Annotated in this window: 25 protein-coding genes; 16 read left to right on the forward strand and 9 right to left on the reverse strand. The window is 61.8% G+C overall.

The window, feature by feature from the left end; translation table 11 throughout:
• Window positions 1-66 precede the first annotated feature (66 nt).
• Window positions 67-1,473 (reverse strand): adenylosuccinate lyase, encoded by a 1,407-nt coding sequence (gene purB / locus MOD31_RS21285; RefSeq protein WP_250821640.1) that lies wholly within the window; start codon window positions 1,471-1,473, stop codon window positions 67-69.
• 276 nt (window positions 1,474-1,749) lie between these two features.
• Here purB and MOD31_RS21290 point away from each other — a divergent pair, with 276 nt between their 5' ends.
• Entirely contained in the window at window positions 1,750-1,953 is a 204-nt protein-coding gene (locus MOD31_RS21290; RefSeq protein WP_238703314.1) for a hypothetical protein, read from the forward strand.
• Window positions 1,953-3,293 carry a hypothetical protein gene (locus MOD31_RS21295; protein ID WP_223941170.1) on the forward strand — a complete coding sequence of 447 codons (1,341 nt, stop codon included), beginning with the start codon at window positions 1,953-1,955 and terminating at the stop codon, window positions 3,291-3,293. Before MOD31_RS21290 ends, MOD31_RS21295 begins: the two co-directional genes overlap by 1 nt.
• Before the next feature lie 32 nt (window positions 3,294-3,325).
• Here the strand turns inward: MOD31_RS21295 and MOD31_RS21300 are convergent, their stop codons facing one another.
• Complete coding sequence (locus MOD31_RS21300) at window positions 3,326-3,754, reverse strand: phage holin family protein (RefSeq protein ID WP_142937549.1); 429 nt, start codon at window positions 3,752-3,754, stop codon at window positions 3,326-3,328.
• A gap of 72 nt (window positions 3,755-3,826) precedes the next feature.
• Here MOD31_RS21300 and MOD31_RS21305 point away from each other — a divergent pair, with 72 nt between their 5' ends.
• The 5 genes from MOD31_RS21305 (at window position 3,827) to MOD31_RS21325 (ending at window position 9,660) form a co-directional block, all read left to right on the forward strand.
• Complete coding sequence (locus MOD31_RS21305; RefSeq protein ID WP_223941169.1) at window positions 3,827-4,945, forward strand: histidinol-phosphate transaminase; 1,119 nt, start codon at window positions 3,827-3,829, stop codon at window positions 4,943-4,945.
• A 151-nt stretch (window positions 4,946-5,096) separates the two neighbouring features.
• On the forward strand, window positions 5,097-6,290 hold the full coding sequence (gene pdhA / locus MOD31_RS21310) for a pyruvate dehydrogenase (acetyl-transferring) E1 component subunit alpha (RefSeq protein ID WP_142937551.1): 1,194 nt from the start codon (window positions 5,097-5,099) through the stop codon (window positions 6,288-6,290).
• Window positions 6,290-7,270 (forward strand): alpha-ketoacid dehydrogenase subunit beta, encoded by a 981-nt coding sequence (locus MOD31_RS21315; RefSeq protein ID WP_250821641.1) that lies wholly within the window; start codon window positions 6,290-6,292, stop codon window positions 7,268-7,270. The genes pdhA and MOD31_RS21315 overlap by 1 nt, the downstream gene beginning before the upstream one ends.
• Window positions 7,271-7,370: 100 nt before the next feature.
• Window positions 7,371-8,945: a 2-oxo acid dehydrogenase subunit E2 gene (locus tag MOD31_RS21320; protein ID WP_250821642.1), complete on the forward strand. Its 1,575-nt coding sequence runs from the start codon at window positions 7,371-7,373 to the stop codon at window positions 8,943-8,945.
• 118 nt (window positions 8,946-9,063) lie between these two features.
• A complete protein-coding gene (locus MOD31_RS21325; RefSeq protein ID WP_250821650.1) occupies window positions 9,064-9,660 on the forward strand; it encodes a phosphatase PAP2 family protein in 597 nt (198 codons plus the stop codon).
• A 44-nt stretch (window positions 9,661-9,704) separates the two neighbouring features.
• Here the strand turns inward: MOD31_RS21325 and MOD31_RS21330 are convergent, their stop codons facing one another.
• Window positions 9,705-10,799 carry an amidohydrolase family protein gene (locus MOD31_RS21330; protein WP_250821643.1) on the reverse strand — a complete coding sequence of 365 codons (1,095 nt, stop codon included), beginning with the start codon at window positions 10,797-10,799 and terminating at the stop codon, window positions 9,705-9,707.
• A gap of 212 nt (window positions 10,800-11,011) precedes the next feature.
• Here MOD31_RS21330 and MOD31_RS21335 point away from each other — a divergent pair, with 212 nt between their 5' ends.
• Complete coding sequence (locus MOD31_RS21335) at window positions 11,012-12,439, forward strand: APC family permease (RefSeq protein ID WP_250821644.1); 1,428 nt, start codon at window positions 11,012-11,014, stop codon at window positions 12,437-12,439.
• Here MOD31_RS21335 and MOD31_RS21340 read toward each other — a convergent pair.
• From MOD31_RS21340 to MOD31_RS21350, 3 genes are all read right to left on the reverse strand, one after another.
• The gene (locus tag MOD31_RS21340) at window positions 12,420-12,731 is read right to left on the reverse strand and encodes a hypothetical protein (protein WP_142937623.1); all 312 of its coding nucleotides are present in this window, start codon (window positions 12,729-12,731) and stop codon (window positions 12,420-12,422) included. The genes MOD31_RS21335 and MOD31_RS21340 overlap by 20 nt on opposite strands.
• A 172-nt stretch (window positions 12,732-12,903) precedes the next feature.
• Window positions 12,904-13,332: a universal stress protein gene (locus MOD31_RS21345; RefSeq protein ID WP_142937556.1), complete on the reverse strand. Its 429-nt coding sequence runs from the start codon at window positions 13,330-13,332 to the stop codon at window positions 12,904-12,906.
• Entirely contained in the window at window positions 13,329-14,636 is a 1,308-nt protein-coding gene (locus MOD31_RS21350) for a PLP-dependent aminotransferase family protein (RefSeq protein ID WP_142937557.1), read from the reverse strand. Before MOD31_RS21350 ends, MOD31_RS21345 begins: the two co-directional genes overlap by 4 nt.
• A 110-nt stretch (window positions 14,637-14,746) precedes the next feature.
• Here MOD31_RS21350 and MOD31_RS21355 point away from each other — a divergent pair, with 110 nt between their 5' ends.
• From MOD31_RS21355 to MOD31_RS21365, 3 genes are all read left to right on the forward strand, one after another.
• Window positions 14,747-15,595, forward strand: coding sequence for an isocitrate lyase/phosphoenolpyruvate mutase family protein (locus MOD31_RS21355; RefSeq protein ID WP_142937558.1), 849 nt, complete (start codon window positions 14,747-14,749; stop codon window positions 15,593-15,595).
• 102 nt (window positions 15,596-15,697) lie between these two features.
• Window positions 15,698-16,831 carry a hypothetical protein gene (locus tag MOD31_RS21360; protein ID WP_250821645.1) on the forward strand — a complete coding sequence of 378 codons (1,134 nt, stop codon included), beginning with the start codon at window positions 15,698-15,700 and terminating at the stop codon, window positions 16,829-16,831.
• Window positions 16,812-17,351 carry a hypothetical protein gene (locus tag MOD31_RS21365; RefSeq protein WP_250821646.1) on the forward strand — a complete coding sequence of 180 codons (540 nt, stop codon included), beginning with the start codon at window positions 16,812-16,814 and terminating at the stop codon, window positions 17,349-17,351. The genes MOD31_RS21360 and MOD31_RS21365 overlap by 20 nt, the downstream gene beginning before the upstream one ends.
• 149 nt (window positions 17,352-17,500) lie before the next feature.
• Here the strand turns inward: MOD31_RS21365 and MOD31_RS21370 are convergent, their stop codons facing one another.
• Both MOD31_RS21370 and MOD31_RS21375 read right to left on the reverse strand, forming a co-directional pair.
• Window positions 17,501-18,343, reverse strand: coding sequence for a GerMN domain-containing protein (locus MOD31_RS21370; protein WP_308196394.1), 843 nt, complete (start codon window positions 18,341-18,343; stop codon window positions 17,501-17,503).
• A 154-nt stretch (window positions 18,344-18,497) separates the two neighbouring features.
• Complete coding sequence (locus MOD31_RS21375) at window positions 18,498-19,067, reverse strand: NAD(P)H-dependent oxidoreductase (protein WP_142937561.1); 570 nt, start codon at window positions 19,065-19,067, stop codon at window positions 18,498-18,500.
• A gap of 123 nt (window positions 19,068-19,190) precedes the next feature.
• Here MOD31_RS21375 and MOD31_RS21380 point away from each other — a divergent pair, with 123 nt between their 5' ends.
• The 5 genes from MOD31_RS21380 to MOD31_RS21400 all read left to right on the forward strand — a co-directional run bounded on the left by MOD31_RS21380 (window position 19,191) and on the right by MOD31_RS21400 (window position 26,042).
• Window positions 19,191-19,796 carry a TetR/AcrR family transcriptional regulator gene (locus tag MOD31_RS21380; RefSeq protein WP_250821647.1) on the forward strand — a complete coding sequence of 202 codons (606 nt, stop codon included), beginning with the start codon at window positions 19,191-19,193 and terminating at the stop codon, window positions 19,794-19,796.
• Between the two features lie 331 nt (window positions 19,797-20,127).
• Entirely contained in the window at window positions 20,128-21,111 is a 984-nt protein-coding gene (locus tag MOD31_RS21385; RefSeq protein WP_142937562.1) for an ABC transporter permease, read from the forward strand.
• Window positions 21,111-22,082, forward strand: coding sequence for an ABC transporter permease (locus tag MOD31_RS21390; protein WP_142937563.1), 972 nt, complete (start codon window positions 21,111-21,113; stop codon window positions 22,080-22,082). The genes MOD31_RS21385 and MOD31_RS21390 overlap by 1 nt, the downstream gene beginning before the upstream one ends.
• Window positions 22,079-24,238, forward strand: a complete 2,160-nt coding sequence (locus MOD31_RS21395) for an ABC transporter ATP-binding protein (RefSeq protein ID WP_250821648.1) — start codon at window positions 22,079-22,081, stop codon at window positions 24,236-24,238. Before MOD31_RS21390 ends, MOD31_RS21395 begins: the two co-directional genes overlap by 4 nt.
• Before the next feature lie 76 nt (window positions 24,239-24,314).
• Entirely contained in the window at window positions 24,315-26,042 is a 1,728-nt protein-coding gene (locus tag MOD31_RS21400; RefSeq protein ID WP_142937565.1) for an ABC transporter family substrate-binding protein, read from the forward strand.
• 270 nt (window positions 26,043-26,312) lie between these two features.
• Here MOD31_RS21400 and MOD31_RS21405 read toward each other — a convergent pair.
• On the reverse strand, window positions 26,313-26,814 hold a 502-nt coding region (locus tag MOD31_RS21405; protein WP_250821649.1), incomplete at its 5' end, for an IS3 family transposase.

Here is a 26,814-nt window from a genome sequence, read left to right on the forward strand (position 1 = left end):
GGGGGGGGGGGCCCCCCCAGCCCCGGCCCGCCGTCGTCGAGCGTTCTGTACTACAACAGATGATCCCTACTGAAGGTGGTCCACCAGTTTGTCCGCGATGCCGGTGTACTTGCCCGGGGTCAGCGCGAGCAGGCGGGCTTCGGCGTCAGCGGAGAGGCCAAGACCCTGCACGAATTCCTGCATGCGGGCGCCGTCCACACGCTGGCCGCGGGTAAGGTCCTTGAGGCGCTCGTAAGGGTTTTCCATGCCTTCGACGCCGGCAATTGCCTCGGCCCGCATGACCATCTGAATGGCTTCGCCAAGGACTTCCCAGTTGGTGTCGAGATCGCCCGCGAGGACCTCTTCTGCGACGTCGAGGGCCTTCAAACCCTTGGCCACATTGGAGATGGCGAGCAACGAGTGGCCGAATGCGACGCCGATGTTCCGCTGCGACGAGGAGTCCGTAAGGTCGCGCTGCCAGCGGGAGGTCACCAGGGTGGCCCCCAAAGTGTCCAAGAGCCCGTTGGAGATTTCCAGGTTGGCTTCGGCGTTCTCGAAGCGGATCGGGTTCACCTTGTGCGGCATGGTGGAGGAGCCGGTGGCCCCGGCAACCGGAATCTGACGGAAGTAGCCGATGGAGATGTAGCTCCAGATGTCCGTGCAAACGTTGTGCAGGATGCGGTTGAAGCGCGCGATGTCTGCGTACAGCTCAGCCTGCCAGTCGTGGCTCTCGATCTGCGTCGTGAGCGGGTTCCACGTGAGGCCCAGGCCTTCCACGAACGTCTTGGCGACCGCTTCCCAGTCAGCGCTGGGAACTGAAGCCACGTGGGCTGCGTACGTTCCGGTGGCGCCGTTGATCTTGCCGAGGTACTCAGTCTTGGCGATGCGCGCCAACTGGCGGTTCAAACGGTGAGCAATGACAGCAAGTTCCTTGCCCAAGGTGGTGGGCGTGGCTGGCTGGCCGTGGGTGCGGGACAGCATGGGCACGGAGCGGTTTGCCTCGGCCATGGCCTCGATCTGCTTCACCAGGGCGGTGGCGTTGGGCAGCCACACATCCTCCACCGCACCCTTGATTCCCACAGCGTAGGAAAGGTTGTTGATGTCCTCGGACGTGCAACCGAAGTGCACCATGGCGGTGAGGTTCTCGATGCCGAGTGCCCCTAGCCGGCGGCCGATGTAGTACTCAACAGCTTTGACGTCGTGGACGGTGACGGCTTCTATTTCCGCGAGTTCGTTGACGGACGCAGCATTGAATTCGGTAACGATGGCACGCAACTGGGCCACCTGCTGGTCAGACAGAGGCCCGGCACCGGGCAGAACGGACTGGCTGGTCAGGTGGATGAGCCACTCGACCTCGACGTGAACGCGATCGCGGTTAAGCGCGGCCTCGGACAAGTAATCCACGAGGGGCGCGACGGCGGCACGGTAGCGCCCGTCGAGGGCGCCAAGGGCGAGGGGTTCGGAAGCGAGAGACACGCGGAGGGATTCAGCCATGATGCCTATTCTTTCATGTTCCGCGAGGGGTCATGCAGACCATGACGAGGCTATGTGGACGGCCGTTCAGGTTATCCACATAAGCGACAAAGCAACTTCCGGTGGGTTCTGCTGCTCCGTAGCGTCGACCTTATCGATCAGCAGAACAATCAATGGAGTACACAGACAATGAGCGTCGGCTTGATGCCTGCACCCAACCCGCCCATATTTGATCCCTTGCAGTGCGCTTCCCGAAGCCATGAAGTACAGAGGTTGGCCTGGCGAATGCAATCGTGCGTGGACCAAGTGGACGTGGTCCTTGCGTCGCTGCGCAGAGCCCAGGTAGACGACTGGCTCTCCCCTGCCGGGCGGGCATACAGGACAACCCTTGCCTTGCATGCTTCAGCGCTGATGCGAGCACGTGAGTCTCTGGAGGCCGCAGTGGCGGTGGTGCTCAGGCACTCTCAGAACGTCTCCGTCTCCAGCGAACGGGGGCAGTGATGGCAGATTCAGCTCCCGTCGGGGCCGGCGCAGCGCCGCAGCCCACCCCTCCGGCCAACGATGGAATCCTCAGTATCAGGGGAGGTGTGGGCGGAATGTCTTTTCAGCTCGAAGAACTCCTCCGCGGCGCGGGAACGCTCGATGGACTGGTTCAACAACTAGTGGGTATAGAAAACGAGGCCCGCCAGGTCCAAGACGGCCTGGAACCCTTTCTGTACGACTCCTATGAAACAGGCTGCAAAGCCCTCAATGCTGTGGCCGAGAGCCGCAAGGAAGTGGGAAGAGTCCGGCAGGAACTGGTGGAGGTCAGCGCAAGTGTGCGGGCAAGCCACCGGGATTATGTGGAAGGGGAAGCCAAAAACGTCCTGCCGCTGCTCCCGAACCTTAGCGAGATAAAGCCGGCCTGGCCGCCTACCCGGGATATGAGCAACTATCTGGCCTCAGGTCTTCTTCCATTCTGGACGACTCCAGGGGGCGTCGTTCACCAGATCCTTGAGGTGCCCCGGCTTTCGGACATGCGACCAAGACCCGTCAGCATCGAAAAGATGGACGAATCGGTCGAGGATATGGAACCGTCCATGGCGGAAAGCCTTCGTCGTCTCGAGAGACTCCATGCCCGCAACGACGGTGAGATTGAGATTATCTGCCTCGACAACAGCGGCTCGCCTTCTTGGATGGTACTGATCCCGGGCACCCAACCTCATTCACCCAGCTCCAACCCCTTCGACACGCAGGGAATTGGCGAAGCACTGGGATACGACTCTGAAGAAGTTGTCTCTGCCGTTGGCCAGGCACTCCGTGAAGCCGGAGCTGAGGCGGGCGATCAAGTGGTGGCAGTAGGACATAGCCAAGGAGGTCTCCACGCCATGAATCTCAGCCAGAACAGGGCGTTCCTCGAAGAATTCGACCTTAAGTATGTGCTCACGGCCGGATCGCCCGTGGGAGGCATCACCCCCGAGCCCGGTATCAGTTCACTGCATTTGGAACATACCCAAGACTGGGTTCCTGGAGCCGAAGGCCGAGTTAACGTCGACACAAAAGACCGGGTGACGGTGACGCTGACAAATGAGGTCAAAACTCCGGACGGGCAGGATCCCGGCATCGGCCCCGGACATTCCCAGGAGAACTATGCTGCAGGAGCTGCGCTGGTGACCGCGAGCCATGACGAGTCACTGGCAGCCTCGACTGCAGCGTTTGTTGGTGTTGTGGGCGTGGGCGGCGTTGCCAAGGTGACTCGGTTCAAGCTGGAAAGAGCTCCGCTTCCGGTCCAACCGCCGTCTCCACACCCACCCTCGCCACCTACCATCCAGAAGACTAAGCAGGGAGCTGCAACAAGGTAGGGCTCGTACGGACGTGTCCGGATGGGGAAGTGTTAGCGCTTCTTGGCACCCGGAATAAGGCCCGCCACCATGGAAATGATGCTGATGATGATGGAGGCAAGGATTGCTGTCCAGAAGAAGGAGTCAATAGTGAGGTGCACGGGCGTGAAGGTACTCAGCCATGCCGTCAGGTACAGCATGGCTGCATTGATCACGATAGTGAACAGACCCAGCGTCAGGATGGTCACCGGAAGGGACAACAGCCTGACCAAGGGGCGGACGAAGGCGTTCACCACTCCGAAGATCAGGCCGATGAACAGGTACGCCAGGATGATGCCGGCGGTGTCTGCGCCCTGGGTGAGTCCGGCGTTGGCCGCGGCCGATTCCGTGGCGCTGGTGGAGATGTCCATGCCTTGCAGGAGCCAGGTTGCAACCCACAAGGCAAGCCCGTTGATCAAGACACGAATGATGAATGAACCCATGGACCCATGCTTTCACACGCTGCTGTTAAAGAGCTCGGTGTCAGCCATGGGTGGGCAAGTAGGCTTGAAGCCATGACTACTACTGACAACGTACCGGAGGGCGTAATCCCTCGTCCGGTCGTGGACAGGCTCCCCAAATATGCAGCTGGTAAACCACCTGCTGCGATTGCGGGCCTCACCAGCTATAAATTGTCGTCCAACGAAAACCCTCTGCCTCCGATTCCTGCAGTGTTGCAGGCAATCGCAGATCAGACCGATATCAATCGCTATCCGGACCCGCTGGCCACAAAGCTGCGTAACGCCTTGGCTGACTTCCTTGATGTTCCGGCTGACGATGTTGTCACGGGCGCCGGCAGCCTGGGGGCACTGAACCAAATCCTGGGCACCTTTGCAGGGCAGAATGACGACGGTAAGCAGGACGAGGTGATTTACGCCTGGCGCTCCTTCGAGGCGTACCCCATCTGCGTCGGCCTCGCCGGGGCAGCAAGTGTCCAAATTCCGCTGCTGCCGGACGGGCGCCACGACCTCCAAACCATGGCTGCCGCAGTAACCGTCCGCACCAAGGTCATCCTCCTGTGTACGCCGAACAACCCTACTGGTCCCATCCTTACGGCCGAGGAAACGGAACGCTTCATCCAGGCGGTGCCGCCAAATGTGGTGGTTGTCATCGATGAGGCGTACCAGGAGTTCGTCCGGGATGCGGAGGCTGTGGACGGCATCAAGCTCTACCGTAAATACCCCAATGTGGTGGTTCTGAGGACCTTCTCCAAAGCGCACGGCCTGGCTGGCCTGCGCGTTGGCTACAGTGTCTCCGGTCCCTTGCTGACCCAGCATCTCCGGGTGACGGCCACTCCGTTCGCCGTTTCCCAGATTGCGGAGCGAGCTGCCGTTACGTCCATCGAGAATTTCGATCAGGTTGTGGAAAGGGTACAAAGCCTGGTGGATGAACGGGATCGCGTGACGGCTGGCCTGAGGGAACTCGGTTGGTTTGTTCCAGAGGCTCAAGGCAACTTTGTTTGGTTGAATCTTGGGGAGCACAGCGCGGAGTTTGCTGCTTTGGCGGCGGAACAGGCCCTGTCAGTCCGTGCCTTTGGAAACGAGGGTGTACGAGTCAGCATTGGCGAGGTGGAAGCCAACACCCGCTTCTTGGATCTCTGTGCAGGTTATACAAAGGCTCCGCAAGGTTCCTAGCGGTTAACAAATGCGCCAACGCTACTTACTGCCGATAAAGTAAGGGACGAAAGCCAAAATATATGCCCGTTCCGGAATGCATTCCGGAACGGGCATATATCCCAGCGACAGACATTGCCCGGCGCCTCGCCACGGCAAGCAAGGAGACGGAATGGGCTCGACACAACTGCCCCCCGGGACGGAAGAAACTCTCGCGGCAACCACCGCGGCAGCAGCCGCGCCAGGCGAACCAGTGGAAATGGTGCAGTTGCTCGGACCTGACGGGACATTGGGATCCGATCCCGTCTTTTCGGACTACGCCAAGCGGATTGACCCCGAGAAACTCCGTGTCTTCTACACAGACATGGCAAGGATCCGACGCTTTGACCAGGAAGCCACGGCACTGCAGCGTCAGGGTGAGCTTGCCTTGTGGGTACCGCTGACCGGTCAGGAGGCCGCGCAGATCGGTTCGGCCCACGCAAGCCAGTCGCAGGACTACATTTTCCCCACCTACCGCGAACACGGCGTCGCCCTGGTCCGCAACGTGGACCTTGCCGAACTACTCAAGCAGTTCCGTGGCGTCTCCAACGGCGGCTGGGATCCCCGGGAGAACAACTTCCACCTGTACACCTTGGTCCTCGCAGCTCAAACACTCCACGCAGTTGGCTATGCCATGGGCATCCAGAGAGACCAGAAGCTCGCTGCGGCTACAGATTCCGCGGACCCCAATGCAGCGGTTATCGCCTACTTCGGTGATGGCGCAAGCTCTGAAGGCGACGTCCACGAGTCCATGGTCTTCGCTGCGTCGTACAACGCTCCTGTGGTGTTTTTCTGCCAGAACAATCACTGGGCCATTTCGGTGCCCACAGAGGTCCAGACCAAGGTTCCGTTGGCCAACCGTGCCAAGGGCTACGGTTTCCCGGGAATCAGGGTGGACGGAAACGATGTCATCGCCGTCCACGCTGTTACCGAGTGGGCTCTCGAGCATGCCCGCGAGGGCCGGGGCCCTGTGCTCATTGAGGCCTACACCTACCGGGTAGGTGCACACACCACTGCCGATGACCCCACGAAGTACCGGGAATCCGCGGAAGAAGCTGCCTGGCGCGAAAAGGATCCGCTGGACCGCTTGGAGAAGTACCTGCGCACCGAAGGCCTGGCGGACGAAGCGTTCTTCGACCAAGTAAAGGCCGACGGCGATGAACTCGCCAAGTACGTCCGCAGCACAACACATGGCCTCGAGGTCCCGGACATCCGCGATGCTTTCGCCAGCGTGTACGCCGAACAACACCCGCTGATTGCGGAAGAACTTGCTTGGTTCGAGGAATACTCGGCCGGCTTTGAGAGCGACCAGGAGGCAGCGAACTGATGGCAACAATGACCATTGCGAAGGCCATCAATGAAGGTCTCCGGGCATCGCTGACGAACAACCCCAAGTCCTTGCTGATGGGCGAGGACATCGGTCACCTGGGCGGTGTTTACCGTGTCACCGATGGCTTGATCAAAGAGTTCGGCGACGAACGCGTCGTGGACACCCCGTTGGCTGAATCGGGCATCGTCGGCACTGCCATTGGCTTGGCGCTGCGCGGATACTCGCCGGTCTGCGAGATCCAGTTCGACGGCTTCGTCTACCCGGCTTTCAACCAGATCACCACCCAGCTGGCCAAGATCCACGCGCGCAGCCTCGGGAAGTTGACCGTTCCTGTGGTCATCCGCATCCCGTACGGCGGCGGCATCGGCTCCATCGAGCATCACTCCGAGTCTCCCGAGGCGCTCTTCGCGCACACTGCCGGCCTACGCATCATTTCGCCTTCAAACGCCCACGATGCGTACTGGATGATCCAGAAGGCCATTGAATGCCAGGACCCCGTGATCTTCTTCGAACCCAAGCGCCGTTACTGGCTCAAGGGTGAGGTTGATGTAGAGGACGCCGGGCTGTCCGAGGACCCCTTCAAAGCGCACGTTGTCCGCGAAGGCACGAATGCAACCATCGTGGCCTATGGCCCGCTGGTGCCAGTGGCTCTGGCGGCGGCGAACGCTGCCACGGAGGACGGGCGGAGCATTGAAGTCATCGATCTCCGTTCCATCTCACCTCTGGACTTCGACACTGTGGAAGCGTCGGTAAAGAAGACTGGCCGGTTGATCGTAGCCCACGAGGCCCCCACGTTCGGTGGCATCGGCGGAGAGATCGCTGCCCGCATCAGTGAACGGGCATTCCTGCACCTGGAGTCACCGGTCATCCGAGTCGGTGGATTCCACATGCCGTACCCCGTCGCCAAGGTGGAAGAGGACTACTTGCCGGACATCGACAAAATCCTTGAGGCGCTCGACCGCTCCTTCTCTTACTAGAACCGCCGGTTCCACCAGGACCGCCTGTTCACCGCCGTCCTACTAACCGCCCTGATCCAGCCCGGCTTCGCTGCCGGGTAACCGGAAAACGAGGACCACTGTGACTGTAAAGAAATTCAACCTGCCGGACGTTGGCGAAGGCCTGACCGAGGCCGAGGTAGTGGCTTGGAAGGTCAAGCCGGGTGACGTCGTTGCCATCAACGACGTCCTGTGCGAGATCGAGACCGCCAAGTCCCTCGTCGAGCTCCCTTCGCCTTTTGCGGGTACTGTCACCGAGCTGCTGGTTGAGGAAGGCATCACGGTTGAGGTGGGCACGGCGATCATCGCTGTTTCGGAAGAACAGGACGGGGACGCTGCACCGGTAACGCCGGCTGCTCCGGAGGCCCCCGTCGTCGAGACGCCCCTTTACGGCAAGCTGCCTACCGACGACGGCGATGACAACCGTCCGGCCGGCGGGCCGTTGGTCGGTTCCGGCCCCAAGGCCGACGCCGTCAAGCGACGTGCGCGCAAACGCCCAGCCGGGTCAGTGGTTGAGGCAGCCACCATCGCCGAGAGCGCGGAGGGCACCGTACAGGACCATCAGGCAGCCGTTGAAGCCAAAGCAGCCGAAGCTTCGGTTGCACACCGCACGACGGCGGCCTCCGCCGTGGTCGCGGCAGAATCTCGTACAGCGGAATCCCGTACACCGGAGCCCCGGACGCCGGCCAAACCCGAAGCGCCGCAGGCCGCGGCCTCCCGCGGTGCCGCTATCGGCGGAACCATCAGCGGCTTGGTCAACAAGGTCCTGGCAAAGCCTCCCGTACGCAAATTCGCGCGGGATCTGGGAATCGATCTCGCAGATGTGGTGGCTACCGGCCAACGCGGCGAAGTGACCCGCGAGGACCTGGTGAGCTACCAGGCCCAACGCGACGCCGAGCTTGACCAGGCCGATAGCTTCTGGGGGGCTTCCAAGAAACCGCAGGACCAGCGTGTAGAGCGGATGCCGGTCAAGGGCGTACGCAAGGCGACCGCCAAGGCCATGGTGGATTCGGCTTTCTCGGCTCCGCACGTCAGCATTTTCGTGGATGTGGATGCCAGCCGGACTATGGAGTTCGTCAAGCGGCTAAAGGTCTCCCGCGACTTTGAAGGTATCAAGGTGTCGCCGCTGCTTATCCTGGCCAAAGCAGTGATTTGGGCCGCGGCACGAAACCCCAGCGTCAACGCGACCTGGGTGGACAACGTCGACGGTAAAGGTGGTGCGGAAATCCAGGTGAAGCACTACATGAACCTGGGCATTGCCGCCGCGACTCCTCGGGGCCTCATGGTCCCCAACATCAAGGACGCCCAGGACCTGTCCCTCAAGGAACTGGCCCTGGCCCTCAACGAGCTTGCGACCAAAGCGAGGGCAGGGAAGACCCAGCCGGCTGAGATGCAGGGTGGAAGTCTGACCATCACCAACATCGGCGCACTCGGCATTGATACAGGAACTCCCATTATCAACCCCGGCGAAGTAGCCATCATTGCGTTCGGAACCATCAAGCAGAAGCCCTGGGTCCTGGACGGCGAGGTCATTCCCCGCTGGATCACCACGCTCGGGGGTTCCTTCGACCACCGCGTAGTAGACGGTGATTTGTCCGCACGCTTCATGGCGGACGTAGCCTCCATACTCGAAGAACCGGCGCTTCTGCTTGACTGACGAGAAAGCCCGTACCGGAGCCGGGACAACAGCGGGCGCCGGGACTACTTCTGGCGCCGGGATTACTTCTGGCGCCGGGGCAACACTGGAGGAAACCGGCCACGGACAGCTTCACGTGGTGACTGGGCCGATGCGCAGGGTGGCCCGCGTGCTGACGGAAGTTTTCCAGCCACCGGTTGTCGTGTTCGTTCTTCTGATGATCAGCCCTGCTACGGAACCCGGGTTCCCAGGGACCATGTGGTTCGGGCTGCTCGCGGCGATGTTCGTCTGCGTGTTGCCCTTGGCCTATGTCCTGGTGATGGTGAAGCTGGGCAGGATCACAGACCATCACGTCAGCGACCGCCGTCAACGGCCCGCGTTGCTTCTGATGACGCTTGTTTCCGTGCTAGTTGGGTTGCTGGTGCTGCACTTGCTTAACGGCCCTGTGGGAGTCACGGTGATGATCATCGCGCTCATAGGGGGCATCGGGGTTTTAGCCGTCGTCAGTGCGTTCTGGAAAATGAGTGGGCATGCCTCGGCCCTGGCGGCCGCAGTGGTGATTGCCATCCTCATGTTTGGGCCGGCTTGGCTCCCTTTGCTGCTCCTCGTGCCGGCTGTTGGCTGGTCACGGCTGGTTTTGCGGGCCCACACCCTAGCGCAGGTCATTGCAGGCTCCTTGTTTGGAGGCATTGTGATCGCCGGCCTGTGGTGGCTGTTGCGGGAGTGGATGCTCTAGCCGCAGCACCTCGTAGCCGCAGCACCTTCAGGCGTGCGGTGCCCTCAACCGTCGAGGGTTACGGCTCCACCGCCCCGCACCACCCGCAGAGGAGCGGGCCGGTCTACTACAAGCTCCGGGATGGAGTTCGCAGCAAATTCGAGCCGATCAGGGGATGATGAACCGGTGAAGCTCCTTACCGCAGCGGATCCAACAAGCTCGGCCCCAGCTGAGCTGGCAAGCCGGAAGCAACGCTCCAACTCGGCATCGGTGGATGCTCCTGTGCGGTACCCCAGCAGGTGTGCGCGATCCAGCATGCTGCCGGTGCCGAACGGTGACCAGGCATCGCGGACTCCGTCTGATCCGACGGCAACCTTGACCCCATGCTTTTCCAAGAGGTCAAGGTCAGGTACGGGGTCTGCTCCCAGGGCGCAGGTAGCCATCCAGATTCCGGCCTCGGCCATGGCGTCCAAGGTAAAGCCCAGGGCGGGTTGTGAGGCATCGCAGAGTGCAAAGCCGTGCCCGATGGTGACTCTGCCCTGCATGCCTTCGATTACGGTGCGTTTGGCGATGAGACGCAGCTGCGCCAACCCTTCTGCGCCGACGTCGTGCAGGTGGATGTCAAGATCCCTGCCGTGTTTGTTCGCCAGCGCGTAGATGACATCCAGATGTCCATGCAGGTCGCCATCCACTGACTCCGGGTCTATGCCTCCCACAAGGTCAGCCCCGTCCGCCAAGGAGGCCTCCATGAGATCGAGCGTGCCGGGGTTGCTCAGCAGTCCGAACTGCGGGAAGGCGACCACCTGAACGTCCAGGAACGGAGCTAAACGCTCAGCGGCTGCACGGACACCGTGGATGTTCCTGAGGCCAATTTGCGGGGCAACGTCCACGTGGGCCCGCATTGCCATGGTTCCGTTGAGCACAGCATGGCTCATGAGGGCAAAAGCCCGGTCCTCGACGCTGTCTTGGAACTCGAGCTGTGCCTTCAGATCGTTCCCTATGAGATCCGTCAGCGTGTGCGCCGGTGAACGGGATAGCCAGCCGGAGCCCCATGTGGTTTTGTCGGGGTGGATATGCGCGTCAACAAAACCCGGCGTGAACAGCAAACCCCGCCCTGGAGAGGGCTCATCCTTGCTGCCGGTCGATGGCGTTTGTGTCATCATTCGCGTCCTCTCGTTTCCTCATTTAGGTATACCAAAATTCGCTAAAGGCAAGAAGACTGCACCAAAGAGGCTACAAATTTCGCAGAGAAGTCGATACAGAACCAAGTCGCTGGCTTTTCTGGGATACCAAAGCTGTACATGGGCTCATGAGCGATCTACTCTAATGAACAACATTCATTTATGTGACCTGGATCGCATCAAGGAGAACCATGACCATCACTGGAAAAAACGCAACGGATGGACCGCAATCGGCCCCTACGCTCAAGCGTGTCCTGGGCCTACCGTCGCTCATCGCTTTTGGGTTGACATCAATGGGCATCCTGTCCGTGGTGGCGGTCTATGGGGCTGGGACGGAGATCAGTGACGGGCATTTACCGGCCGCATACATCGCTGCACTGGTGGCGATGCTGTTCACCGCGCATAGCTATGGCCAGATGGCCAGGCACGTCCCCGTTACTGGTGGTGCGTACGCCTACGCCTCGCGGGCTTTCGGCAGCCCGGTCGGATTCCTGGTGGGTTGGGCCATGATGCTGGACTATTTGTTCCTGCCGATGGTGAACTTCCTGCTGTTCGGCTTGTATCTCAATAGCCTGGTGCCCGTCATACCGCCGCAGCTCGCTGTCCTGATTTGCCTGATGGTGGTGGGGCTCTTCAGCGTGATCGGTGTTGCTTGGATCAAGAAGATGAACATCGTGGTGGTGGCGGCTTCGGTCCTTGTGATTCTGGTGTTCCTCGTCCTGGCAGTGGTCAATGCCCCGGATGTGTCCTTCCACAGTCTTACCCGGCCGCTGACTCCGGGGGAAGGTGGGGTCGCACCGGTGATGGCGGCCGCTGCCATTGTGGCCTTTGCCTTCCTGGGATTCGATGGCGTTTCCACGCTCTCCGAAGAGTCTCGGAATCCCCAACGCGATGTGCCGCGGGGCATCGTCCTGTCCACGCTTTTTGCCGGCTTGGGCTACACCGTGTTTTCCGTGGCCGGTAGTCTGATCGCTCCCGAGTGGAGATCCATCATGAACCTCGATGCCGCGGGGACCGAACTCATGCAGCGCGCAGGAGGGGATGTGCTCATGGTGGTTTTCGTGATCGTGAACCTTTGCGGTTTGGTTCTGTGCGGGACTGCTGCCCAGATGAGCGTTAGCCGGGTTATCTATGCCATGGGAAGGGACAGGATTCTGCCCGAGGCCTTGGCGAGGCTGCACCCGCGCTTCCGGACGCCCTACTTCGCAGCGGTGCTTGTCTCTGCGGTGTCTTTGATTGCCCTTGTCATCACGCTGGAACAGGCGGTGTACATGATCAACTTCGGGGCTCTGGTCGCCTTCGCCGTGGTGAACCTGGCAACCATCAAGGTGGTCTTTTTCGACCTGCGGAAGCGGGGAGCAGCGGGGATTGTGCGCAATCTGGTCATGCCGGTGCTGGGTTTTGCCTTCATCGCCTGGCTATGGACTTCGCTGGCCTGGTTCACGTACCTGCTGGGCGCCGCGTGGCATGCAGTCGGAGCCGTTATTTTCCTGCTGCGCAGGCGGAAGTGCGGAGGGCAGGTAGCTCTCACGTTCGACGACGGCATGGTCGCCGCGGCTGCGGTCCCGGCGGGACCTAAGTCCGGGGAACGCGAGGGCGCTAGAACGCCGGGTAACTGACCAGCAGCGCCTGAAGTTCCGTCGTCGACATGTGGTTTGCCATCTCAACACTGATGCCCATGGCGACGGCGGCCACGGTCACCATGGCGACGCACGCCAGGGACAGGAAGCGCCAATCTTTGCGGAAGACGCTGCCGAATGTTTCGGGCATCTCAAGGCTGGGGGAGATCATGTTGGGGGCGCTGTCCCAGGAGCCGTCGTCGAGCATGGCGATGATGCGATCGTTGCCCCGGTCGTAGCGCATGGTGCTGATGTGGTTGCCGTGGCGGGCAAGCAGAATGTCGTGTCCCACGCGCTGGCGCGGCTGCAAAGTAAGCAAAAGATGATCCCCTGAAGTTAGTAAGTGGAGGTGGCACGCGCCATTGGGGGCATCTCGATTTTATAACGATGACGTTGGGGATCCTGCTTAAAGGGCGCCAAAGGCCGGGTGAGACTCCCCACCCGGCCGCGTGATTCAGCTCGCTTTACGGCTGGTCGGTTTTGGCGATGTAGACATCGCAGGGTGCCGTGTGTGCCACGGTGTTGGCTACGCTTCCAAGCACGCGGCCCAAGCCCTGCATGCGACGATTACCCACCACAATCAGGCGGGCCTCATGCACTTCAGCTTCCTTGACCAAAGCTTCCCCGGGCTTGCCGCGGGCTGCAGAGTAGGTGACCTCAAGGCGGTCGTCAGCCAGACGCTCGGCTACTGCGCGGGCCACAGCTTCGGCCTCGGCGGCATCGGAGACGATCCACTTGTCCGTGCCGATCTCAACAACCTCTGTCCGGTTGCTGTCGAAGGCACTCACCACGCGAAGGCTGGCTCCGAGGCCGATCGCCAACTGCTGGGCGGCCTGCGCTGCCCTCATTGCGGTCTCGCTGCCGTCTACTCCTACAATCACAACTCCGGTCATTGCGGTGCTCCTTCATTGGTAGCTTCAATGGCTTCCGCCAGGACGGGGGCCAATCGGCGGACGCCTTCGGCTATCGTATCCGGCGGCACGGCGCTGAATGCGAGGCGGAGTTTATTGGACGGCCCGTCGGCTGGTGAGAAGGCTGCGCCGGGGATGAAGACTACGCCGGCGTCGATCGCCTTTCCGAGCAGGGGATAGGTGTCTACGCCTTCAGGCAGGGTGACCCAGACGAAAAAGCCGCCATCCGGGCGGGTCCAGGTGAGTCCGGCCGGCATGTACTCCTGGAGCGCGGACAGGAGTGCCTTGCAGCGCTCTGCATAGAGGGCCCGGTAGGTGTCGATCTGACCTTGCCAGTCGTACTCGCGGAGATATGCCGAGACGAGCATCTGGTTCAGTGGCGGCGGGCAGAGCGTCACTGCCTCGGAGGCCAGGTAGAAGCGCCGCTGCAAGTGTGCGGGAACAAGCGCCCAGCCAATGCGGAGTCCAGGAGCGAAGATCTTGGAGAACGAGCCGAGGTAGATGATGTCGTCCGGGTTGGCGGCCCGCATGGGGGCGATCGGGTGGCCGTCGAACCGCAGCAGTCCATAGGGGTTGTCCTCGAGGACAATAATATTCGCAGTGCGGCATATATCGACGATCCGCTGCCTGCGCTCCTCGGCCAAGGTGATGCCGGAGGGGTTGTTGAAGTTGGGGATCGTGTAGAGGAACTTGATGTTCTTGCCCTCTGACTGGAGTGCCGCGATCCTGGCCTCAAGCAGTTCCGGTACCAGGCCGTCGTCGTCCATTTCGATCGGTTCCACCTGAACCTGGTACGCCTCGAACGTGTTCAGGGCGCCTACATATGTGGGGTTCTCCACCAACACAACATCCCCGGGGTTGCAGAAGACCTTGGTGGCAACGTCCTGAGCCGACTGGGATCCCGCGGTGATAACGATGTTGTCGGGGTGGGCATCGGTGATTCCTTCAGCGGCCATGATGGTGCAGATCTGCTGGCGGAGTTCTTCGGTGCCTTGGCCGCCGCCGTACTGCAGGGCGGTCATTCCCTCCTCCGCGATAATGCGGGCGGCGGTCTGGCCGAGCTTTTCCAGCGGCAGCGACTGCAAGTAGGGGTTGCCGCCAGCAAGGGAGACAAGGCCTGGTTGCATGGAAATGTCGAAGACGTCCCGGACAGCGGACTGTTTGATGTTGGCGGCCCGCGCGGAGAACAGTTCCTCGTGCGGGTGAGAGGCCGTGGCGGCCCGCTCAATGGCGTCGATGGCTTCAGCGGGCAGCGTTGCGCCGGCATCCAATGTTTCGTGGGTCACAGTCTCAGGATACTCCCCGATGTTGCTAATGAGGCAACATATGTTTTCGTAAGCTTTTACTTTCTCAGGTCACGCTTTACGCGGGGATCGGGAAAGGCTGGAATGTAGCTATGACAGCGCACCGGGGATCCGTGACCAAAGCCGAACACTTCCATAAGCTCCACGACGCCGGGCCCGCCCCCTTGGTGTTGGTGAACGTCTGGGATGCCGCGTCCGCCAGGGTTGTGGAGGAGGCAGGTGCGACGGCGATTGCCACCTCGAGTTCAGCCGTTTCCTGGAGCCTGGGGTTCCGCGACGGGGACCACGTGCCGTGGGGTTTGGCCATGGCAGCACTGGGGCGCATCGCGGGGGCAACCCGATTGCCGGTTTCGGCCGACATCGAGACGGGCTACGGGCGAACCGATGATGAACTCCGGGCGACCGTCCACGCCGTCCTGGACGCAGGTGCAGTGGGAATCAACATCGAGGATTCCGCGACTGAGCCGCTCACTGACATCGACGAGCAATCGCGCCGGATCGCGTTGATCCGCCTGGTCGCTGACGAGCGCGGCATTCCGTTGTTCATCAATGCCCGCACGGACACGTACCTGTCAGGCGAGTTCCCGGACACCGCCTACGAGGAGACCCTGCGGCGTGCCGAGGCCTACCTCACGGCGGGTGCGGACGGAATCTTCGTTCCCGGCGTGGTGGATCTGCATGTCCTCCACGAGCTGTCCAACCGGATTCCCGCCCCGCTTAACGCACTTGCGGGAGTCGGTGCGCCGTCGCCTCTGGAATTGCACGACGCCGGCGTTCGGCGCGTCAGCATCGGTGGCAACACCGCCAAAGCGGCGTACGCCCAGGTGGCCCGCGTTGCGAAGGAGATCCTCGGCGATGGCAACTGGGCCGGGCTCTCAGGCACGCGCAGCCATGATGAGATGGATTCGCTCTTCGCGCCGGGGCCCAAATACAGTCTGTGACCTTTCGCTGCACCGGGAACCGGATGAGGCACGACGGCGGCGCGCGGCTTTAATGTCAGACCTCGCCACTAGCGTGGGTCACGGAAGACGAGGGGAGTATCCATGGCACGGCGCAGTGTGCAGTTCTGGCGGATCGAGCAGCTGAACGGTGACGATCTCAGCCGTCCGTTTCCGGCCCGCCGTGTGGCCGAGGTGTTGAAGACGGCCCAGGATACGGGGACGGACAGGCATTTCACGAGCGTCGACGGCACGGTGTTGCTCGCACAGGCCGCCGCATCATCACCGTTTCCAGTGCTGCTGTTGGACAGGGTAAGGGACACCAACCTGCCGAGTGTCGGCGATGCTCTTGGCCGCCGCAAGCCCCTGCCTTTGGCTCCCGGTGACCACCTGCTGGAGACCACGTACTTTGCCTTCCTGAAGCGCAATGTCATCGCGGTGCTGACCAGCGGTAACGGACCACGTGCGTCCAGGCTGGGCGAGTACCTCGAAGGAATGCTGGGACTTGAGCCCAGCCTGGTGCCGGTAGTCCGCGAGGACATCGAGGAAATCCTGACCCGGCTGGAGGTGAGCCGTTTCGAGTTCGCGCTTCCTGCTGAACGTTTGTCCGGAAAGCTCATGGACGGCGAATGGGCGGACGTCCTGGACAGCGCTTCCCGTCTCATGAATCAGGGCACGTTCCGGATTTCCTTGAGCGTTGGCAGGTCCGGCAAGGCCGAGGACAAGCAGCGGATTCGGGAGCGGATCCAACAACTGATCCACCTTTTTCGCCGGGCCGGATCCGTGGATCATTTCGACTACGTGGTGGCTGAGGGCAAGGACTCCCTGACTGGGGACCGTGAAGTGGTGGACCTTCTCAAGGAGCGGTTCATCTCGCACATCGACGTGGACCCGGACGTCTTCAACGATCCTCAAAAATCCACCGCAGAAGCAATCGTTATCCTCAACAAACAAGCCAGGGACAACGAGGCGTTTTTCGCCAGGACTTTGCCGGACATCAAGGGCTCAGCTGATTCGGGTATGGTGCCGGACATCGTTGCGGGTGGAATGGCCACTGTCCGGGCGGCACTGGCGGCCGCGGAGAGCGCTGAAAGGGCCGGGCAAGTAGCTGAAAGGGCCGGGCAAGTAGCTGAAAGGGCCCGTCAAGTAGCTGGAAAGGCAGGCAAGGCGGCCGGAGAGGCGGATCAGTCAGCAGGGGAGAGCCAAGGTGGTGGCGACCATGAGCTTGTACGAGGTTGACGTCCAGCGGAACGGGCGCCGCAGGACTCTGTGGCGTTGGTTTCTCCTGCATCCCGGTGCTGACTTCGCTTGGGCTGCGCTTGCCGTGATCATCTGGCTGGCAATATCGCTGCTTGCGCGTCAACCGCTGATGCTGGAGAGCGTGGACCCTGGGGCCCGGCGAACACTGTTCCAGACACTCGCCACCCTGGCCGGGGCCACGGCGGGGCTGACTCTCACCAGCGTGTCCATGTTGATCAACGTGTTGGGAAAGAAAGCTGCACCAGGTCAGCGGGAACTTCCCTTGGAGAAGCTGTCCGCCACACACCGGCGCCAGATCGGCGAGGTGTTCCTTTTTGCCATCCCTGGTTTGGGCTTGCTGGTGGTTGCCGCCATGGTCACGGTGGTTCTGGAGGGAGACTCCGTTACGGGACTGTGGATCCCGGAGGCTCTGGCTTTCCTGCTGGCGTTCGCTTCCGTCCTGGCGCTTCTTCGCGTGGGGTGGGCGCTACGGAGGGTGTTGGCAATCGCCACGGCATGAAGCTCCAAGCCCCGCCAGTTCGCTACTACGTTGCCAGCCCGCTATCACGTTGCCAGCCCGCTATCACGTTGCCAGCCCGCTATCACGTTGCCGGGCGACAACGGAACAGCGGCTTCACAACGGGTTGCGGGGCCACCGGCAGCCCGTCATCACCGCACGCTCAGCGCCTCTGTCAGTGTTCGGCCGTTCACGTAGATCTCGGCACGTGAAGCGCCGCTGGCCTGCACTATGGTCTGCGTCAGTTGCGCCTGGATGCGCGGGATGTCGCACACACCCCCGGGCCGCAGTGATCCGCTGAGGTTCACCACCACCGTGGCCCCGTTCATGTAGCCGGAGAGATAGCGCAGCGACGAATTGGCCAGCGCGTCGTAGAGGGCTGCATCGCTATCCACTGGCATTCCGGCTTCCAGGAGCCGACCGAGGGCAACGGACAGCGGATCGCCGGGTACGGCAACGCCCCTGACGGGTACCAGGCTGTCGTTGCAGCCGAACCGCACGCCCCGGGCGCCGCCGTCGTCAATTGCCACGTAGTAGACCGCCGGCCCGGTGGTGTCAGCATCCACGGGGATGACGGTGGGCGTGGCTGTTGGTTCAGGTGCGCTGGTGCCTGGCTGGGGTGAGGGCTCGACGACGGCGGTCGGCTGGGTCGGCGGGGCCTCGGAAGGTGTGATCGAGGGCGCGGGAGTGGGTGTTGCCGGCGAGGGTGGAGCGGCAGGGACGGCAACGGAGGGAGTCCCGGACTGTGCAGGGGGAGGAGCAGGTGGGGCAGGAACTGACGCAGCGGGCGCGGATGCCGTGGGCGCGGTGCTGGGTGATGGGGAGCGTGGGGTGACCGAAACCGTCGGTAAGGGGGTGGGGCCGGCAGCTGGGGTAGGTGCGGTAGTGCAGCCAGCCACCCACAGACCGAAGATGAGGCAGGCAGCGGTGATCGCCGTCGTGCTTTTTGTTCCCCGTCCGGCATGCATGACAGCCCCGCGCTCCTGTCCATCCACCTGTACTTCCAACGGTAGGACGGGATGGCCGAACACAACATGCCGTTCCGGTGACGGTTCGGACAAGAGTTGATCACGCCCGCCGAGGCAGGCCGCTGGAACGCGAATGCCCCCGATCCGCGGCTAGCGGAACGGGGGCATCAAAAGCGGGGGATCAGGCTGCTGCTTCTTCTTCTTCCTGAACGGCGGTCAGGGGCTCGAAGATGGCCTTGATCTGCTCTACAACCTCGGCGTCGTCCTTCGGGTGCAGTTCAGCGAAACGGATCATGGAACCCGGTACTGCAAGCTTGACGTCCTCAAGCACCTTGGCGCCGGCGATCCCGGCGGCCTTGCGGGCCTCATCCTGCGCCCACACGCCACCGAACTGGCCAAAGGCGGTTCCGACGACGGCGGTCGGCTTGCCGGAGAGGGCGCCGGCACCGAACGGGCGGGACAGCCAGTCAATGGCGTTCTTCAGGGAGGCGGGCATGGTGCCGTTGTGCTCGGGGGTGACCAGCAGGATGGTGTCGGCGTCGGCTGCTGCAGCGCGGAGGGCGGCGGCTTCGGCGGGGACCTGGCCTTCGACGTCGATGTCTTCGTTGTAGAAGGGGATGGTGCCCAGCGAGCCGTGAATCTGCACATCAACGTTCTCGGGTGCGTTCAGCTGGATGGCTTCGGCGAGCTTCTTGTTGTGGGAATCGGCGCGCAGGCTGCCGACGAGGGTAAGAACTGTGCTCTTGGACATGGTGTCTCCTTGTGTCTGGCCGGTGCCTTGCGGGTCCGACCTGCGTTGTGTGGGCTTTGTGGCCTTCATCGATACTAAACGGACTATGGTCCGCTTTCTATTCCCGGGGTCTAGAATATTTCTGTGAGCTCGATCCCCATGAGGCCGGACGTGCCCCTAGGTGCGCCCCACGAGCGCAGCGACGCAGCGAGAAATCGCGAGCGCCTCCTCAACGCTGCCCGGGATCTGGTGGCCGAGTTTGGTGCCGAAGCGCTGACCATGGATGCGCTCGCTTGCAAGGCCCAGGTGGGCAAGGGGACTGTGTTCCGCCGGTTTGGCAGCCGCGCCGGGCTGATGATGACGCTGCTGAGTGATTCGGAATCTGAATTCCAGGCTGCTTTCATGTTCGGCCCACCCCCTCTGGGTCCCGGGGCGTCACCGAAGGATCGTTTGGTGGCGTTCGGCGAGGGGCGGATCTATTTCGTCTTGGAAAACGGTGAACTCCTGAAGGCCGCCGGGGCTGCAACCCGCAACAGGTTCGATGTTCCCGCGACCAAACTTTCGCATCGACATATGGAGGTCCTGCTGCGGGAGGCGGGAATCGCGGATCCTTGGGTGATGGCGATGTCCCTGACGTACGCTCTGGACCCTGAGCGAATCGTGGACGACGTCCGCGTCCGGGGCATTTCACCCACCCGGCTTGCGGATTCCTGGCGTGAGCTGATCACGCGGCTCCTGCGCGCGGCCTAAACAGCCAAGGGCCGGCGAATATGCCCGTGGGGGCACTCCTGCCCGCTCCTCGGTGAGCCCATAAGTATCGCTGGGGTCCTAAACATGACGCAACCTGCACATAACAATCTGGCTGCAGCCGCGAAACTGGACACCGTGAAGCAAAACGTGAAGCAGTTATTGTGGTAGTTTCCTCTTGAATGTGACGCATGCCATACAGGGCTGGTGATCACTGAAGGGGCGTGGGGACCCAACCACCCGCTGCGCAACTTCGCAGCTGACGCCGGCCACAGCCGGGAACCGCGGAAGGACGAGCTTTGAGTTTTGCCACGATTCGGGGCAGCCACCCGACATGCTGAAATATCTGATGAAGCGGTCGGGAATCTACCTGATCATGATCTTCCTGACCACGAGTGCGGGGTACTTCCTGGCGGTCTCGTCGCTGAAGCCCGCAGTTCTGGAGCAGGAGAAAATCCCGCGGCCAACTCCCGAACAGGTAGCGGCGTCCTTCAGGGGACTCGGTCTTGATCCGGAGTTGAACCCGTGGGAACGGTACATTCAATGGCTCTGGGGCATTGTCACCCGCTGGGACTGGGGCCGCAGCCCCAACGGCGCGTTCGTCAACGCCGAGTTCGCCGACCGCGTGTTGGTCTCCACCCGGCTGTTCATCGCCTCGATCATCCTGACCTTGGTGATCGGCGTCGCCCTCGGTGTCTATTCCGCCGCACGCCAGTACAAGTTCCAGGATCGCGTCATCACGTCCTACAGCTACCTTGTCCACATCCTCCCCGCGCCCATCGCCTACTTCCTGGTGCAGCTCGGGGCCATCGGCATCAACGAGGCCGTCGGGGAGCGCATCTTCTTCGTGACAGGAATTTCGACGCCGGGAATCGACCCCGGTTGGCCCGCTTTCGTTGACATGGTGGCCCACTATGCCGTGCCCACCTTCGCGATGACCGTCTTTGGTTGGGCTGGCTACCAGATCGCCCAGCGGCAGTACCTGTTGGACAACGTCAATGCCGACTTTGTCCGCACCGCCCGGGCCAAAGGACTCACCCGCAACCAGGCCATCAGGAAGCACGCGCTGCGCGTGTCCTTCATCCCGGTTGCCCAGAGCATCGCGTTCACCATCCCCGCAATCTTCACCGGCGGCTTCTTCGCCGAGGCCATCTTCGCCTGGCCAGGAATCGGCCTCTGGAGCATCCAGGCCATCAGCCTGCAGGACGTCAACGTGGCCACGGCCACCTTGGCCTACGGGTCAGTGATCTTCGCGATCGGCGCCATCCTTGCTGACTTCGCCACCACACTGGTCGATCCACGAGTGAGGGTCCAGTAATGACAAACATCATTGATCCCATTGCGGAAATCGACGAATCCCGGGTTGGCGACCAGGACGTCGTCATTGGCAAGTCCCGAATCATCTTCCGCCGCTTCATGCGGAACCGGACCGCCGTCGCCGGCTTGTTCATTTTCCTCGCGTTGTTCCTTTTCTCGATCTTTGGCGGGTTCCTCACCTCATGGGACAAGGACACCATTGATCCGTTGAACATTGGCATGCCGCCGTCGCCGGACCACTTGCTCGGCACCACGCAGGCCGGTATAGACCTCATGGCGCTCATTGTCGATGGCACCCGGACGTCCATTCTCATCGGTCTGATCGTGGGCGGCTTATCTGTCCTGATCTCCGCCGTGTACGGCTGCACCATGGCGTTCTTCGGCGGCAAGGTGGACGCCACCATGCTGTTCATCCTCGAAGCGCTCATCATGATGCCCGCCATTCTGGTGGTGGCAGTGGCAACCAGCGGCAGCGGTGGGCTGAAGGACCTGCCCAGCTGGCTCCTGCTGGTGGTCGTGCTCCTGTTTTTCAGCTGGATGGGAACCGCCCGCCTGGTGCGCTCGCTGTCCATGTCCCTCATGCAGCGCGATTACGTCAAAGCCGCCAAATACATGGGTGTCCCCTCCCGACGCATCGTGTGGCGCCACCTTGTCCCCAACATCGGCTCGCTGCTGGTCCTCGACTTCACCCGTGGCATCACCGGCGCCATCCTGGCCGAAGTCGCGTTCTCCTTCATCGGGATCGGCATCAAACTCCCTGATGTCAGCCTCGGTGTCCTGATCGGGCAAGCCACGGGGCAGGTGTCCTCCTTCCCGTGGATGTTCTGGGTTCCGCTGACCGTCATGTTCCTGCTGACAGGCTCGCTGGCCATGATGAACGACGGACTCCGTGACGCCTTCGATCCCAGCTCCAGTTCAATTGGCCGGGCGAAGCAGGCCAAGCCCCAGACTGCGAAGAAGACCACCAAATGAGCACCAACATCACTCCCGCCGAACGCCTCCGCGACGCCGGACTCTACGCCCCCGGTGACGCCGTCCTCAGCGTCCGCGACCTGAACGTCCGGTTCAACTCCGAGAATGGCGTAGTCCACGCAGTCCGCGGCGTGGATTTCGACCTCATGCCCGGCAAGACCCTGGGCATTGTGGGCGAGTCCGGTTCCGGCAAGTCAGTCACGTCCATGGCCATCATGGGGCTGCTCCCTGAAACCGCTGACATCACCGGCTCCGTCCGCTACAAAGGCAAGGAACTCCTGGGCCTCAGCGACAAAGCCATGTGCAAGCACCGTGGCAGCGACATCGCCATGGTCTTCCAGGACCCGCTGTCCTCGCTCACTCCCGTTTACACGGTGGGTAACCAGATCATCGAGGCACTGACGGTCCACAACCCCACCATGAGCAAGCAGGCCAAAGAAGCCCGCGCCGTCGACCTTTTGCGGATGGTGGGCATCCCAAGCCCCAAGGACCGGCTCAAAGCATTCCCGCACGAATTTTCCGGCGGAATGCGCCAGCGCGTCATGATCGCCATCGCCATCGCCAACGATCCTCGCGTACTTATAGCGGATGAACCCACGACGGCGTTGGACGTCACCATCCAGGCGCAGGTGCTGGAAGTCCTGCACACCGCGCAGGAGGAAACCGGCGCCGCCGTCGTCATGATCACGCACGACCTCGGCGTCGTAGCCGGCATGGCCGACGACATCATGGTCATGTATGCCGGCAAGCCCGTGGAAACCGGAACTGTGGAGGACATCTACTACAACCCCCGGATGCCGTACACGCTCGGCTTGCTGGGTGCCGTCCCGCGCGTGGACACCGCCACCAAGCAGTCGCTGGTTCCTATCGAAGGAACGCCGCCCAACCTCGCATTGCCAGTGACCGGGTGCTCATTCGCCGCCCGCTGCCCCTTGGTCAGCGACGCCTGCCTGCACGGTGAGCCGGAGCTGTTCCCGGTGCCGGGTGTTGAGGGACAGACCCTGGGACACAAAGCCGCTTGCATCAAGGCTGGCGAACTGTCCGGCAACGCTGACGCTCACAAGATTTTCCACGCACCGCCCAAGCCCATCTCAAAGTTCGACGGCGTGGCGCGCGGCGAGCGTACCAAGGTCCTGGAACTCAAGGACGTGAAGAAGCACTTCCCGCTGCTCAAAGGTGCCTTGATCAAGCGACGGATCGGCACGGTCAAGGCCGTGGACGGCCTGAGCTTCGACATCCGCGAAGGCGAGTGCGTCTCCATTGTGGGGGAGTCCGGCTGCGGCAAGACCACCACGCTCCTGGAAATCATGGAGTTCCACCCTGACCAGGTGGGCGAAGTGGTGATCGGCGGCGTCAGCAACAAGGCAGCAACCAACCACAAGACCACCATGGCCATGCGCAAAGAAATGCAGATGGTCTTCCAAGACCCCACGGGCGCCCTGGATCCGCGTTTCACCGTGTATGAAGTCCTGGCCGAACCGCTGGAAAACCTGGGGATGCCCAAGGCCGCCGTCAAGAAACGCATCATGGAACTCATGAAGCTGGTAGGCCTTCAACCGGACCACGTGAACCGCTTCCCCAACCAGTTCTCCGGAGGCCAGCGCCAGCGCATCGGCATTGCCCGGGCACTGGCGGTCAACCCCAAGCTCGTGGTCCTGGACGAACCGGTTTCTGCCTTGGACGTCTCCGTCCAGGCCGGCGTGATCAACCTGTTGGACAAGCTCCGGGCAGAGCTGGGCCTGAGCTACCTGATGGTGGCGCATGACCTCTCGGTGGTCCGGCACATTTCAGACCGTGTGGCCGTGATGTACCTCGGCAAGATTGTGGAAACCGGAGACGTGGACGACGTCTTCGACAACCCGCGCCACCCCTACACCCGGGCACTGCTGTCCGCGATCCCGGTGCCGGACCCTTCCCTGGAACGCACCCGCGAACGCATCATCCTGCAGGGTGACCTTCCCAGCCCGCTTGATGCTCCCAAGGGATGCAACTTCGCCACCCGGTGTCCCGTGTTTGCCGCCCTCCCTGCCGCAAAGCAGGAAAAGTGCCTTACTCTGGAGCCGCCACTGGCTTCGGAAAAGGAAGGCACACAGGACTTCGCCTGCTTCTTCCCGGACGGAGAGATAGATGCCGACATGCTGGTGGTGCATGCCTGACGACATATGAAGCATTGAAGAATCCCTGGTCTCAATTCGCACAAGATATTTCAGTCGTAAACATGAAGGGCAAACCATGAAGAAATACACGACGATCGGTGGCGTAGCGCTCGCAGCAACGCTCATGCTGACCGCTTGCGGCGGGGGAACGCCGTCGGGTCCGGCCTCGCAGAAGGCCGAAGAGAGCGGCGGCGACATCAGCAAGCTGATCAGCGTCAACGCCAAGGAAGCCAAAGACCTGGAGCAGGGTGGCACCGTCACCTTGGCTGTAGGCAGCATTGGTCCCGACTTCAACGGGTTCTCCAATGTGGGCAACAGTGCCGACAACTCCGCGCTGATGACGCCTATCAACACCGCGTCCATCAACAGCGGTGGCATCGGCGGTTGCTGGAAGCTGGACTTCGACGGCAAGGCAGAGCCCAACAAGGACTTCTGCGAAGAGGTCAAGAGCGAAGTCAAGGACGGCAAGCAGACCGTCACCATCAAGATCAACGACAAAGCGACGTGGAACGATGGAACCCCCATCGACGTCAAGACCTTTGAGAACACCTGGAAGATGCTCCGCGGTGAGGACAAGTCCATCGACATCGTGAGCGCCGGTGCTTACGCTTTTGTGGACTCCGTCAAAGCAGGGGCCAACGACAAAGAAGTCATTGTCACCACCACCCAGCCCGTCTTCCCGCTGGAAGGCCTGTTCTTCGGCCTGATCCACCCGGCCATCAACACCCCGGAAATCTTCAACACCGGATTTGCCGGCAACATGCATCCCGAATGGATGGCAGGACCGTTCAAGGTGGAGAACTACGACACCACGGCCAAGACCGTCACCATGGTTCCCAACGACAAATGGTGGGGCCAGAAGCCGGTTCTGGAAAAGGTCATCTGGCGTCAGATGGAACCCAGCGCAACCATTGCCGCTTTTAAGAACGGTGAAATCGATGCGGCCAACGGCCGCACACTGGGCCGCTACAAGCAGCTCGAAGGCACCACCAACTCCGAGGTCCGCCGCGGTCAGCGCCTGTTTGCTGGTGGACTGAACCTGAACGCCAAGCGGCCGGCACTGACCGACGTCGCAGTCCGTAAGGCGATCTTCACAGCCGTAGACCGCAAAGCTATCCGCGATGTGCGCTTCAACGGCCTGAACTGGTCCGAAGAAAGCTCGGGATCCATGATGCTCATGCCGTTCTCCGAGTACTACCAGGACAACTACCCCGTGAAGGACACCGGCGCGGAAGCTGCCAAGAAGGTCCTGACCGACGCTGGCTACACGGCCAACGACAAGGGCATCATGGCCAAGGACGGCACTCCTGTCTCCTTCAAGATCACCAACTTCGGTGATGACCCCACCACGGCTGCCACCTCGCAGACCCTGCAGAAGCAGCTTCAGGCTGCAGGCATGGATGTTGCCATCGACCAGCGCGGTGACGCTGACTTCGGCAAGGTGATTGGTAGCCGCGAGTTCGATGTGACCATCTCCGGTTACACCGTAGGCCCGGACGCCACCGACGCCGTGAAGCAGTACTACGACTCCGCCACCAACGAAAACGGCCTGGGCGACGCTGAGCTCGACGCTGAAATCAAGCGACTTGCAACCATCGCTGATGACAAAGAGCGCAACAAGGCCGCCATGGAAGTAGAGAAGAAGCACATGGAGAAGTACTTCTCCATGGGTACCGTCCTGAACGGCCCGGAGATCCAGTTCGTGCGCACGGGTCTGGCCAACTACGGCCCGTCCCTGTTCAAGAGCCTCTCCAACGTTCCGGACTGGACCACCATCGGCTGGGAAAAGGGCGCTAAGAAGTAGGCTCCCCGCAGCTGTAGTTTGACCAGCTGTAGTTTCCTGAAGGCCGGGAACTTCCCTCAACCTGAATCGGGTTCGGGGAGGTCCCCGGCCTTCGCCATGCCCACCCTCTCTCACTTCCCTCGGGCTTTAGCCGGATGCTCTCTCACTTCCCTCGTGCTTTAGCCGGACCCTCTCTCACTTCCCTCGTGCTTTAGCCGGACCCTCTCTCACCCGGTGATAGAGGGTTTGCGGTCGTCAAGTTTTTGAGACAGGTCTCGTTGTTGTTTTTGGTTAGGCGGCCAGGGGTTGCTGGGCGCGGGTTTGGTAGTTGGTGTGGGCTTTGGCTGGTGGTATGCCGCCGGCTCGGCGGTTGGGCCGGCGGCGGTTGTACCAGCCCTCGATGTATTCCATGACACCGGTTCGGGCGGCGAGTCGGGAGCCGTAGCGTTGGTGGTGGTAGAACTCGGTTTTGAGGTGGGAGAAGAAGTTCTCCGCGACGGCGTTGTCCCAGCAGACCCCGACTTTCCCCATGGACTGCGTCACCGAGTTATCGCCGCACCATTTCTGGAATTCATCCGAGGTGTATTGGGTGCCCCGGTCCGAATGGAACACCACCGAGGCCCCGGTCAGGTGGCCGTGGTTGCGGGCCATTTGCAGCGCCGCGGTGCACAGGCTCGCGCGCATGTGCCCGGCCATGGACCAGCCGATGACCATGCCGGAGAAAAGATCGATCACCGTAGCCAGGTAGAGCCAGCCCTCACCCGTGCGCAGGTAGGTGATGTCACCGACCAGG

This window comes from Paenarthrobacter sp. TYUT067, from assembly GCF_023656375.1.
Classification (GTDB): domain Bacteria; phylum Actinomycetota; class Actinomycetes; order Actinomycetales; family Micrococcaceae; genus Arthrobacter.